Source organism: Fulvivirga lutimaris (genome assembly GCF_009711525.1).
In the GTDB taxonomy this organism is placed as follows: Bacteria; Bacteroidota; Bacteroidia; order Cytophagales; family Cyclobacteriaceae; genus Fulvivirga; species Fulvivirga lutimaris.
In genome coordinates this window covers 1-13,178 of record NZ_SMLV01000314.1, presented here as the reverse complement: position 1 = coordinate 13,178, position 13,178 = coordinate 1, and the positions used below count along the sequence as shown (strand labels likewise).

The following is a 13,178-nucleotide window of genomic DNA, read 5'->3' as shown; positions in this document are numbered from 1 at the left end:
ATACTAAGTGATAATGTTACAAATTTTTGCATCACAATTTCACAACATTCAGCAATATAATATAATAAAAACTTATTATTATATTATTATCAAAAAAAAAGGGAGCACCAAGCTCCCTTTCTATCAATTCTATTAACTTTTAAAGTGTACGTTTTCTCTCTCGCTCTTCGTAACTCTCTACAACGTCACCAACTTTTATGTCATTGAAGTTTTTAATACTCAAACCGCATTCGTAGCCGTTTTTCACTTCAGATACATCATCTTTGAATCTCTTCAACTGACCCATTTCACCCGAGTAGATAACAATACCCTCTCTAATCAAACGGATAGGGTTGTTTCTCTTAACATATCCCTCGGTCACCATACAACCTGCTACTGTTCCTACCTTCGTGATCTTAAAGACCTCTCTAACTTCAACATTACCTACAATTACCTCTTCAACTTCTGGGTCAAGCATACCTTCCATGGCATCTTTAACATCATTGATGGCATCGTAAATAATGGAGTAAAGTCTAATTTCAATCTCTTCGTTCTCGGCAATCTTCTTAGCTGATCCTGACGGTCTCACCTGGAAACCAACTATTACAGCATCTGAAGCAGACGCTAACAAGACATCAGACTCAGAAATCTGTCCAACACCCTTGTGTATGATATTAACCTGTACTTCTTCGGTACTTAATTTCAATAATGAATCAGAAAGTGCTTCTATTGAACCATCCACGTCACCTTTAATGATAACATTAAGTTCCTTAAATGAACCAATGGCCAATCTACGTCCAATCTCATCAAGCGTAATATGCTTCTTAGTTCTGATACTTTGCTCACGTAGAATCTGCTCTCTCTTAGTTGCAATTTCTCTGGCTTCCCGATCAGAATCCATGACATTGAATTTATCACCAGCCTGCGGAGCTCCATCTAAGCCTAAAACAAGAACCGGAGTTGATGGTTCAACATCCTTTTTAGGCTTACCAATATGGTCGAACATTGCTTTTACTCTACCATAATATGCACCAGCCAAAATAATATCTCCCACCTTAAGTGTTCCACTTTGAACAAGTAGTGTAGCTACATATCCACGACCTTTGTCAAGAGATGCTTCCACTACAGTTCCTGAAGCTTTCTTAGTATAGTTGGCCTTCAATTCTAAAAGCTCTGCTTCCAGCAATACTTTCTCCAATAGCTCTTCAATACCTTCACCTGTCTTAGCAGAAACTGCCTGGCACTGGTATTTTCCACCCCAGTCTTCAACCAAGATATTAATTGCTGAAAGTGATTCTTTCACCTTATCTGGGTTAGCACCTGGTTTATCAATTTTATTAATCGCTATTACAATAGGCACACCAGCTACTTGAGCATGATTAATTGCCTCCTTGGTTTGTGGCATAACATCATCATCTGCTGCTACCACAATAATTACAATATCAGTAACCTTAGCACCACGAGCACGCATCGCTGTAAAGGCTTCGTGACCTGGTGTATCTAAGAATGCTACTTTCTGACCGCTTTCAGTCATTACATCATATGCCCCAATGTGCTGCGTAATACCTCCCGCCTCACCAGCAGTTACCTTTGAATTTCTTATATAATCAAGCAAAGAAGTCTTACCATGGTCAACGTGACCCATGATGGTAACGATAGGGGCTCTATCCTTTAAGTTTTCCGCATTATCCTCTTCTTCAACTACATCAGTTTCATCATCCGCAGTTGTGAATTCAACACTATAATCAAACTCATCAGCAATAACGGTGATAGACTCAGCATCAAGTCTCTGATTGATAGAAACAAACATACCTAAGCTCAGGCACGTTGATATCACATCATTAACAGACACATTCATTAATGACGCTAAGTCATTAGCAGAAATAAATTCTGTTACTTTCAGCGTTTTAGAATCCTCTGCCTCCTGAAGCATTTGCTCTTCTTTGGCATCAGCAATTGCAGATCTTTTTTCACGTCTATATTTCGCGCCACCTTTTTTCTTATTACCACTTAATTTGGCAAGGGTAGCTTTAATTTGATCCTGAATTTCCTTTTCAGAAGGTTCTTCCTTTTCAACACGCTTTCTAGTATCCTGAGGTTTTCTTCTATCTCCTCCTTGATTTCTTGAATCGGGACGAGAAGTCTGAACTCTCTTACGCGGTCGTTTTTTCTTCTCAGCTTTCCTGTCATCAGATGATGCAACAGGCTTACTCTTTTTATCTCTTTCTTTCGGTAGTTCAATCTTACCTACCACTTTCAGACCCTTAAGCTTATCAGCTCTTGCTTCAATAACTTTATTTTCTTCCTTAACTTCTGGAGTTTCAACTTTAGGTGGAGCAACAGGGGCTGGAGCTGGAGGAGTTTCTTTTGGCTCTTCCTTTTTCTCCACTTTCTCCTCAGCCTTTTCTTCAGCTTTTGGAGCCACAGGCTCTTCCTTTTTCTTTTCCTCAGCTTTAGGCGCTACGGGCTCTTCTTTCTTTTCTTCAGCTTTAGGTGCTGCAGGCTCTTCTTTCTTTTCTGATTTTTTACCTAAATCAATTTTACCAAGAACCTTAATTCCCTGAAGTTTTGGCTTTTCACTTTCAACCCTTTGCGGTTTGTCTTCAGCCTTTTCTTCAGTTTTTACTTTATCGGCAGATAAATTTTTAATTAAAACTTCTTCATCCTCCTCTTTCTTCGGTGTCTTCGCTGGCTCAGACTCTTGTGTAGCCTCAGTATGCTTAATACCTATAGAAAGACCAGAAGCTTCTTCTTTCTCTGAAGCTGAGTCAGCAAACTCTTTAGAGAGCATACCAAACTGTTCTCCGGTAATTTTACCGTTAGGACTGCTCTCAACTTCAAAGCCTTTTTCGGCTAAAAAATCAACAATAGTAGATAGACCAACATTGAGTTTTCTTGCCACCTGGCTAAGCCTCATGGTTTTTTCATCTGCCATATTCAAATATCTCGTTTTTTTGTTAGTTTAAAAAATAAGCCTATTCGAACTCCTGTTTCAATATTCTTAAAACATTATCGATAGTCTCTTCTTCTAAATCTGTTCTTCTTTCTAATTCTTCTTTTGTAAGAGTCAATACACTCTTAGCAGTATCTAGACCAATTCTCTTCAATTCGTCTATAACCCAGCTTTCAATTTCATCTCCAAACTCGTCAAGATCCACATCTTCCTCGTCATACTCTCCAAGCTCTCTAAACACGTCAATCTCCTTACCAACCAATCGGCTAGCAAGTTTGATGTTCTGACCCCCTTTACCAATAGCCAATGACACCTGATCAGGCTTTAAGAAAACAGAAACTCTGTCTTCATCTTCAGCAATTTTAATACTGCTGATCTTAGCAGGACTCAACGCTCTGGTAATATATAGATCCATGTTATCAGTAAAGTTGATAACATCAATGTTCTCATTTTGAAGCTCACGCACGATACTGTGGATTCTAGATCCTTTCATACCAACACATGCACCAACAGGATCAATTCTGTCATCGTAAGACTCAACAGCCACTTTTGCTCTTTCACCTGGCTCTCTCACAACCTTTTTAATTGTGATTAAACCATCATAGACTTCAGGTACTTCACTTTCAAAAAGTCTCTCAAGGAATATGGGGCTAGTTCTTGAAAGAATAATCTTAGGGCTTCCATTAAACATGTCAACGCGGTCAACGATAGCTCTAACCTGATCTCCTTTTCTGAATCTATCCTTATGAATTTGCTCATTTTTAGGAATTGAGATTTCATTTCCTTCAGCATCGATCAAAAGAACCTCTCTACTTAATATCTGATAAACCTCTCCAGTGATAATCTCACCAACCAGATCCTTATATTTCTCAAATAAAATATCTTTTTCAAGATCCTTCACCCTTTGAATCAATGTCTGACGAGCCGTCATGACCGCTCTTCTTCCAAAATCTTCTAAGGTAATCTCTTCAGCAACCTCTTCGCCAATTTCAAAATCCGGCTCAATTTTTTGTGCTTCAGAAAGACTTATTTTATCATGATCCCATATATCTTCAGAATTGTCATCAACAATTTCTCTAAACCTCCAGATCTCAAGGTCGCCCTTATCAGCATTGATGATGATGTCGAAATTCTCATCAGTTTCAAACTTTCTCTTGATCATCGTTCTGAAAACATCTTCCAGAATTCTGATCATCGTTGGTCTGTCAATGTTTTTCTGTTTCGCAAAATCTGCAAAAGACTCGATTAATACAGAAGCATTCATTTTATATTTATTAGTTAATTATTTAAATGAAACCTGAACAATAGTTTTTTTAACATCCTCTAAAGACAGCTCCATTGGTTCAAAAGTGATTTTCTTACCTTTTTTCACCTCTTTATCCAACAACATCACTGACTCAGATATCTCTTTAAGCACACCTTTTATTTCCTTACCTTCATTGGTATAAACCTTAACACTCCTACCAATATTTTTTAGATACTGACGCTGTGATGAAAGTGGAAAATCAACTCCTGGAGAAGAAACTTCAAGAGTATATTTAGCCTCCATTATTTCATTTTCTTCCAGTTCATGACCGATGGCTCTGCTTAAAGACACGCAATCATCAATGGTTACACCATTATCCCCGTCAAGCAACACCAAAATTCTTGAAGGCCCTTTTTCTGCAGATACTATTACATCAACAATAAAGTGTTCATTGTTAGTGAGAAAGCCCTCCGCCATTTGCCTTATGCCTGACTGTAAATTTTTCAAATTCTTAATATAAAAAGAGGGGACTCGGTGTCCCCTCAGAAACTTATTATATTTACGGTGCAAATCTAAATCAATTTTATTTGCTTTACAAACAATGTATTACGATAACATGGCCTAGAGCCGCAAAATCACAACTTTCAACACCAAATGATGATCAAACAACTAATAATGGGGATAACTGTCATATCTATTTTAGCTATATCATGCGATAGTAGTAAGAAAACTACAACAGAAGATAAGGCAACCGAAAATGTGAAGGCAGTAAAAGCACCAAGTTTTAATGCTGATTCGGCCTATACATTTGTAAAAAAGCAGGTTGATTTCGGCCCGAGGGTGCCAAGTACCAGACCGCATATAGACGCTGGAGATTATCTTGTTGAAAAGCTCAAGTCTTACAATTGGAAAGTGACAGAACAGACATTTGATGCAACGTCATTTGACTACAAGCCCATGGCGCTAAGAAATATTATTGCAAGCTATAACCCCCACATTAAAACAAAGCGAATATTGCTAGCTGCTCACTGGGACAGTCGCCCGTTTGCTGACAAGGATTCGGAAAGAAAAGATGAAGCTATACTTGGGGCCAATGATGGAGCAAGTGGAGTTGGTGTATTATTAGAAATAGCCAGACTTCTTTCTCAAAGTGATTCATTAGCAATTGGAGTAGACATTATATTTTTTGATGGTGAAGACTGGGGCAACGACAGCTCAAATCAGAAGTACACACCTGTAAGAGATGGCTGGGAGGACTGGTGGTGTATGGGCTCTCAATATTGGTCTAAAAACAAACATGAGAGAAGGTATTCTGCCTTTTATGGGATACTGCTAGATATGGTTGGTGGCAAGAATGCTAAATTCTTCGTAGAAGGTCACTCCAATGATTATGCTCCTTCTATTGTAGATAAGGTATGGGGGCAAGCTTCTAAACTTGGTTATGATCGATACTTTATCAGAAAGCAAGGGGGAACAATAACTGATGATCATTACTTTGTAAATGAGTATGCTAAAATTCCTATGATTGATATTATTCCTATGAATCCTGAAGATGGATCATTTGGTGAATTTCATCATACACATAGGGACAATATGGATATTATAAGCAAGGAAACGCTTCAGGCCGTTGGACAGACAGTTATTACTGTCCTATACAATGAAAAGCCATAAAAAACAGCACTAACAAAAAATGCCGCTATACCGCGGCATTTTTTATCGTAATCATCAAATCAACTACGCTTCAATCGGCTCCGTTTCTTGAGTGTATTCATCCAAAGGAAGACAGCTGCAAATTAAGTTTCTATCACCATAAGCACTATCAATTCTTCCTACCGTTGGCCAGAACTTGTTAGCCGCTATATATGATAATGGATAGGCGGCCTTTTCTCTACTATAAGGCTTGTCCCATTCAGTGGCAGTAATTACAGCAGCTGTATGTGGTGCATTTTTCAATACATTATTATCCTTATCAGCAAGCCCATTTTCTATCTCTTTGATCTCATTTCTGATCTCAATCATGGCAGAACAGAACCTATCCAATTCGTGAATATTTTCACTCTCCGTAGGTTCAATCATCATGGTGCCAGCTACTGGGAATGATACCGTTGGAGCATGGAAACCATAGTCCATCAATCTCTTGGCCATATCCTCCACTTCAACACCAAACTTCTTATACTCACGGCAATCAATAATCATTTCGTGTGCTGCACGTCCATTCTTACCCGTATAAAGTACATCATAATGCCCAGACAATTTCTCTTTGATGTAGTTAGCATTAAGAATTGCTAATTGAGTTGCTCTCTTCAATCCATTTCTACCCATCATTGCGATATAGGCATAAGATATTGTCAAGATGCTAGCGCTTCCATAAGGAGCTGCTGAAATGGCAGAAATAGCCTCTTCTCCACCGGCTTTAACCAATGGGTTACCTGGTAAGAATGGTGCTAGCTGTTTCGCCACACCAATAGGGCCCATTCCAGGACCACCACCACCGTGAGGAATACAGAATGTCTTGTGAAGATTTAAGTGACAAACATCTGCTCCAATATTTGCCGGACTTGTCAACCCAACTTGCGCATTCATATTTGCACCATCCATATAAACCTGGCCACCACAATCATGGATAACCTGGCACATCTCTTTGATACTTTCCTCAAACACACCATGTGTAGAAGGGTAAGTAACCATAAATGCACTTAAATTGTCTTTATGCTCAGCAGCTTTTGCCTTAAGATCATCAAGATCAATATTTCCTTTCTCGTCACATTTTACAATTACTACTTTCATACCCGCCATAACAGCACTTGCAGGATTAGTTCCGTGCGCTGATGAAGGAATTAAAGTGATGTTTCTATGCGCATCACCTCTACTCTCATGGTATGCTCTAATAACCATCAAGCCAGCATATTCACCTTGAGCACCACTATTCGGCTGTAAAGACATAGCATGGAAACCTGTGATCTCACATAACCACTCTTCAAGATCTTTGAAAAGTTCATTATATCCTTCCACCTGATTTTGCGGAGCAAATGGATGAAGTCTGCCAAATTCTGGCCAAGTAACCGGAATCATTTCAGCAGTAGCATTTAGCTTCATTGTACATGATCCTAATGAAATCATGCTGTGCACCAATGAAAGATCTTTGTTCTCAAGTCTTTTTATATAACGAAGCATCTCATGCTCTGCATGGAATTGATTAAACACTTCATGCTCCAGATAGCTGGTTTTTCTAACCAGCTCTGACGGCCAATTAATAGCCAAATCTTCAGACGATTTTTCAAAATCAAATCCTTTACCACCAAGAATATCAACAATAGCTTTGATGTCTTCTATTCTAGTAGTTTCATCAAGAGCAATACCAATATGATTTGTATCGAAATATCTGAAATTTATTCCTTGAGCCTCTGCCTTTGTCTTAACAGTAGCTTTATCATCAACTGCTACTTTAAGCGTATCGAAGAAATTGTCATTTTCTTGTTTCAATCCAGCAGCATCTAGCGCCTTATTTAGCAACTGTGCCAGTCCATGAATGCGTGAAGCAATCTTTTTCAATCCTTTTGGTCCGTGGTAAACAGCATACATACCTGCCATAACTGCCAATAGTACCTGAGCTGTACAAATATTTGAAGTAGCCTTTTCTCTTCTGATATGCTGCTCTCTTGTCTGTAATGCCATTCTGTAGGCATTGTTACCCTGTGCGTCTAAAGAAGCACCTATAATTCTTCCTGGAATCTGTCTTTTAAAATCCTCTTTGGTAGCAAAGAATGCCGCATGCGGACCTCCATACCCCATAGGAACACCAAATCTCTGGCTTGTGCCAACAACAACATCAGCGCCCATTTCTCCTGGAGACTTTAACAACAATAAGCTCATCAAATCAGTAGCTACCGAAACAAACACATTGTTTTCTTTAGCTGAAGCAATAAAATCAGAATGATTTATTACAGCTCCATCATTGTTTGGGTATTGACAAAGTACACCATATAAACTCTCATCAGTAAGGTCTAAGGTTGTTAGGTCGCCTATAACTAGTTCTATTCCAACTGGAATAGCTCTGGTTTTAAGTATGTCTAAAGTCTGTGGGAATGTATGTTGATCAACAAAGAATTTATTAGCATTCTTCTTGGCTCCTTTTCTTGCACCTGCAAGCATGGTCATAGCCTCTGCCGCAGCTGTTCCTTCATCAAGTAATGAAGCATTGGCTATCTCCATTCCAGTTAGGTCTATAACCATAGTCTGGAAATTGATTAAAGCCTCTAGTCTACCCTGAGCTATTTCAGCCTGATAAGGAGTGTAAGCCGTATACCATCCTGGATTCTCAAGTATATTTCTGAGGATAACTCCTGGTGTTACCGTATCATAATAACCGGTACCTATATATGACTTAAATATTTTGTTTTTAGAAGCTAACGCTTTAAAATCATTCAAAAACTGATATTCACTTTTAGCCAAAGGCAAATCCATTTCCTTTTCTAATTGAATAGACTTAGGTATAGTCTCATCAATAAGATGGTCGAGCGAATCGGCTTTAATAAATTTTAACATATCAGCCACCTGATTGTCATCAGGGCCATTATGCCTGGTATCGAACCTTTCTTTGTAAGTGATATCTAGTTTCATATAGCTTAAATTAAGACCCCCTTTTTGGGACTGCAAAGTTATAATTTATTTGCCATAAAAATTGTTCAGGATTCTAATAAAAAACCAATATCGACCTGTCTGTCTTAAATAATGCCGCTTGTCAAATTCTTAAGCAGTTTTGAACATCACAAAACCAATATTCTATAATTTTGGGTCTTATGACTAAACCAAATAATATGAAAAAGATACTAATGTCTTGCTCTTTAATGCTTGCACTTTCTGTAAGCGTTTTTGCTCAGGATGGCCAGGAAGCTAAGGAGTATGCTAATAGCATCACAAATGATGATCTATATGCACATCTATCAGTGATAGCATCTGATGCGATGCAGGGACGTGAAACGGGTAAAGCTGGACAAAAAATGGCAGCCGCATATATTGCAGCACAATTTCAAAAGTTAGGATTAAATGGCCCTGTTAAAGACGGTGACAACGAAGGATTTTTCCAGGAAGTAGTACTCTACACTTCTAAGCCAGGAGAAATTTATATCAAAAGTGGGAAAGACAAAATAAGCAATGATTACGCAAGTCTAATTTATTATGGCAATGGGCAAACTTCAGGTGAACTTAATGAAGAAATTGTTTTTGCAGGAGCCGGCACCGAAGATGCATTTTCAGGCCTTGATGTAAAAGGAAAAGGTGTTTTGGTTGTTGTAAATAATACAAGAGCGTGGAGAGGACCAGCTCAAATTGCAAAAGAAAAAGGTGCTACCCATTTATATGCTATCAATACAAAATCTGACGAGGAATTCGATAGTTATGGAGAGCGAATGGAGCATTACTTAAGTGGAGGGCGACTGTCTGTTAAGAAACCTGAAGCAGGAACAGATGGTGTTTTCTTTCTAAAGCCTTCGGTTGCAGCAAACCTGATGGGATCTGACATTGAAACCATTAGAGCTATTGTGAAAGGCGAATCGAAAAAGAAAATAAAAAATGTCAAGGTGAGTATTAAAGTAGGGTTTGATGTTGAGACTGTTAGCTCAGAAAATGTACTAGGCTACTTAGAAGGAACTGATAAAAAAGATGAATTGGTTGTAGTGACTGCCCATTATGATCATGTTGGCATGAGCGATGGCCAGATTTATAATGGTGCAGATGATGACGGATCTGGAACAGTTGCAGTACTTGAACTAGCAGAAGCTTTTGTTAAAGCAAAAGCTGATGGCAAGGGACCAAGAAGAAGCATGTTATTTATGACTGTGACTGGTGAAGAAAAAGGTCTTTTGGGCTCTGAGTATTATGCTGCCAATCCTGTATTTCCTCTTGAAAATACTGTGGTTGATTTAAATATTGATATGATCGGAAGAGTTGACCCTGAGCACAAGGATAATCCTGAATACGTTTATTTAGTAGGTTCTAACCGTCTATCAACTGAGCTTCATGATATCAGTGAAAAAGTAAATGATACATTCTCAAACCTTGATCTAGACTATACCTATAATGATGAGAGTCATCCAGACAGAATATATTATAGATCAGATCACTGGAACTTCGCCAAAAATAATGTACCTATCATTTTCTATTTTAATGGTGTACATGAAGACTACCATAAACCAACTGATACTGTTGATAAAATCAACTTTGATATGCTCAGAAAAAGGGCTGAACTAGTTTTCTATACAGCTTGGGTACTGGCAAACCGAGATCAAAGAATTGTAGTTGACAAAATACAAGATCAAACTGTTGGTAGTAATTAAATACTAAAGAAACATTATCTAAACCCATTGGTGCATACCAATGGGTTTTTTTATCTTCAAAATATGAATATAGTTATCCTTGATGGACACACTCTAAACCCTAATGATTTATCATGGGAGCCCTTTAAAACTTTTGGTCAAGTTACTGTATATGACAGAACACCAACAGAAAAACTGATCGGGAGGTCGAAAGATGCAGAAGTGTTACTTATAAATAAGATAAAGCTTGGTAAAACTGAATTGGATCAACTTCCAAAGCTTAAATATATTGGCTTATGTGCTACTGGAACGGACAATGTCGATCTTTTAGAAACCAATAACAGGAATATTGCTGTTACCAATATTCCAGCATATGGAACCCCATCTGTTGCTCAACATACCTTTGCGTTATTGTTAGAGCTTACGAATAGAGTTGGCATTCATAATAAAAGTGTGCAGGAGCTGGAATGGGTGCGCAGCAAAGATTTTAGCTATTTTAAGAAACCTCTGGTTGAGCTTTATGACAAAACAATTGGGTTAATTGGATATGGCGCTATTGGAAAGGAAGTTGCAAAAATAGCTACTGCCTTCGGCATGAATGTTTTGATCTATTCTCGACATGCCGATTCAGTAGAACATGGAAAGCTTGTAGATTTGCAAGAGCTTTTTGAGACCTCTGATATTGTTTCACTTCACACATCATTAACGGAAGACACAAAAGGCCTAATTAATAAAGCATTGCTTAGAAAAATGAAAAACACTGCCTTTCTTATTAACACGAGCAGAGGCGCTATTATCAATGAATCAGATTTAGCTGATCGCTTAAACAATAATAAAATAGCTGGAGCCGCACTTGACGTATTGTCTACAGAGCCTCCATCAGCAGATAACCCCATGCTAACAGCCAAGAACTGTATTATAACTCCTCACATCTCATGGATTAGCAAAGAAGCCAGGCAGAGATTAATTGATATCGCTTACAACAACTTGAAAGCGTATTTAAATCAAAATTCTGTAAATAGGGTTTAGGCCTTAAAATCAGATCGGCACATTCACATGGCGTTCTGCATGATATGAAGAACGAACCAACGGTCCTGACTCTACATATTTCAGTCCCCTTTTTAAGCCTTCTTCCTTATAAGCCTCAAATTGATCTGGATGAATAAACTCTGCTACCTCAAGGTGCATTTTGGTTGGTTGTAGGTACTGCCCAAGTGTTAAGATATCTAAACCATTAGTAACTAAATCATCCATTGCCTTGTGCACTTCATCTATAGTTTCACCTACACCAAGCATTATACCTGATTTGGTTCTTTTATTGGCTTCTTTGGTTTTCTTGATTTGCTCAAGGCTTCGAGCATACTTGGCCTGAGGTCTAACTCTTCTATAAAGTCTTTCTACAGTCTCCATGTTGTGAGACACAACTTCCTGTCCCCCTTCAATCATTCTATATAAAGCATCCCAGTTACCTTTAACATCAGGAATTAATGTTTCTATGGTAGTCTCTGGGCATAAATCTTTAGTTTGAACCACCGTCTGATACCAGATTTCAGCTCCTCTGTCTTTTAGTTCATCACGATTTACCGAGGTAATTACTGCATGCTTCACACCCATGAGCTTGATAGCTTCTGCTACCCTTGCAGGTTCTTCGGCATCATATTCTGGCGGACGGCCAGTAGCAACTGCACAGAAAGTACAACTTCGCGTACATACATTACCTAATATCATGAAGGTTGCAGTTCCTGCACCCCAGCACTCGCCCATATTTGGGCAATTACCACTTTCACAAATAGTATGTAATTTATAATTATCTACCAGTTTCCTGACCTTAGCATACTCTTTACCAATAGGTAACTTAACTCTTAACCAGTCAGGCTTTCTCTTCTTTTCTTCTTTTGAAACTACAGGTAGCTCTATCATTATCTGATCTCCTTATTGATGTGCAAAATTAAGAATATAGACTTGGAAATGTACAAGAGGTGATTGATTATCTCCTCGTACCATAAAAAATTGTGATATAAGCTGTTGGATAAATAGCTTTATTCTCTGCTCCGGCAAGCAACTTAATATCTTCGGTATAGGCATCTACAAGTGCACCAATCTCAAAGCCCGTTACATTACTTTTAATGGTACCCAACTCAAAGCTTAGACCGGCTTTTAAATTGGCCCCTAACTTCAAATTGGATTCATAAACTCCCTGAAATAGATACCCCGTGCCCAATATCTTATTAATTGTGTGATCAGGATTATTTGGGTTATACTGCTCTCGTCTGGTATTATTTAATGAAGCGCCTTGATCTGGACTTATCTCAACATAATATGGAGCGTGCAAGCCCAAGGTAGGGCCAATGGCTGCCAATGCTTTTATTTCAACTCCCTGTTGTGGTGCCTTTCTAAATAAAATCAGCTCTCTACCATATTGAAATCTAAAAGCATAGAGGTAATTGGTCTTTCCAAAAATATAAGTACTTCCAGTGCCCGAACGCAATTGAGTTTCTTGAGAATGCTTAAGATTGACTATCTCAAGGCCAAGACTTTGATACATGTTATCCGAAATCTTTCTGGACTTTCTAAACATAAAGCCTCCAATCAGTCCTCCGGATGTATTTTTATTAATTCCCCACACAAATTCAGACTGATAGTCATCCAGATCACTTTGTGCAAAAAGCAAAGTAGGAGCAAGTAA

At 38.4% G+C, this 13,178-nt stretch carries 9 protein-coding genes; 3 read left to right on the top strand and 6 right to left on the bottom strand.

The window, feature by feature from the left end; all coding sequences use genetic code 11:
* Nucleotides 1-139 precede the first annotated feature (139 nt).
* Genes infB through E1140_RS06250 form a run of 3 tightly spaced genes read right to left on the bottom strand, consistent with a single transcriptional unit; the run spans nt 140 to nt 4,685 of the window.
* A complete protein-coding gene (gene infB, locus E1140_RS06260; protein WP_155180424.1) occupies nt 140-2,914 on the bottom strand; it encodes a translation initiation factor IF-2 in 2,775 nt (924 codons plus the stop codon).
* A gap of 40 nt (nt 2,915-2,954) precedes the next feature.
* Complete coding sequence (nusA, locus tag E1140_RS06255) at nt 2,955-4,196, bottom strand: transcription termination factor NusA (RefSeq protein WP_155180421.1); 1,242 nt, start codon at nt 4,194-4,196, stop codon at nt 2,955-2,957.
* A gap of 18 nt (nt 4,197-4,214) precedes the next feature.
* A complete protein-coding gene (locus E1140_RS06250) occupies nt 4,215-4,685 on the bottom strand; it encodes a ribosome maturation factor RimP (RefSeq protein ID WP_246202719.1) in 471 nt (156 codons plus the stop codon).
* Nucleotides 4,686-4,835: 150 nt separating this feature from the next.
* On the opposite strand from E1140_RS06250, the gene E1140_RS06245 reads away from it, so the two are divergent.
* Nucleotides 4,836-5,849, top strand: a complete 1,014-nt coding sequence (locus E1140_RS06245) for a M28 family peptidase (RefSeq protein WP_155180418.1) — start codon at nt 4,836-4,838, stop codon at nt 5,847-5,849.
* A gap of 63 nt (nt 5,850-5,912) precedes the next feature.
* On the opposite strand, the gene gcvP is transcribed toward E1140_RS06245, so the two are convergent.
* A complete protein-coding gene (gene gcvP / locus E1140_RS06240; protein WP_155180415.1) occupies nt 5,913-8,798 on the bottom strand; it encodes an aminomethyl-transferring glycine dehydrogenase in 2,886 nt (961 codons plus the stop codon).
* A gap of 197 nt (nt 8,799-8,995) precedes the next feature.
* On the opposite strand from gcvP, the gene E1140_RS06235 reads away from it, so the two are divergent.
* Both E1140_RS06235 and E1140_RS06230 read left to right on the top strand, forming a co-directional pair.
* Nucleotides 8,996-10,513, top strand: a complete 1,518-nt coding sequence (locus E1140_RS06235) for a M28 family peptidase (RefSeq protein WP_155180413.1) — start codon at nt 8,996-8,998, stop codon at nt 10,511-10,513.
* Nucleotides 10,514-10,576: 63 nt separating this feature from the next.
* The gene (locus E1140_RS06230; protein WP_155180410.1) at nt 10,577-11,521 is read left to right on the top strand and encodes a D-2-hydroxyacid dehydrogenase; all 945 of its coding nucleotides are present in this window, start codon (nt 10,577-10,579) and stop codon (nt 11,519-11,521) included.
* Nucleotides 11,522-11,530: 9 nt separating this feature from the next.
* Here the strand turns inward: E1140_RS06230 and lipA are convergent, their stop codons facing one another.
* Nucleotides 11,531-12,412, bottom strand: coding sequence for a lipoyl synthase (gene lipA, locus E1140_RS06225; RefSeq protein WP_155180407.1), 882 nt, complete (start codon nt 12,410-12,412; stop codon nt 11,531-11,533).
* Between the two features lie 67 nt (nt 12,413-12,479).
* Nucleotides 12,480-13,178, bottom strand: a 699-nt coding sequence (locus tag E1140_RS21415; RefSeq protein ID WP_343034166.1) for a hypothetical protein, incomplete at its 5' end; no start/stop codon positions are given.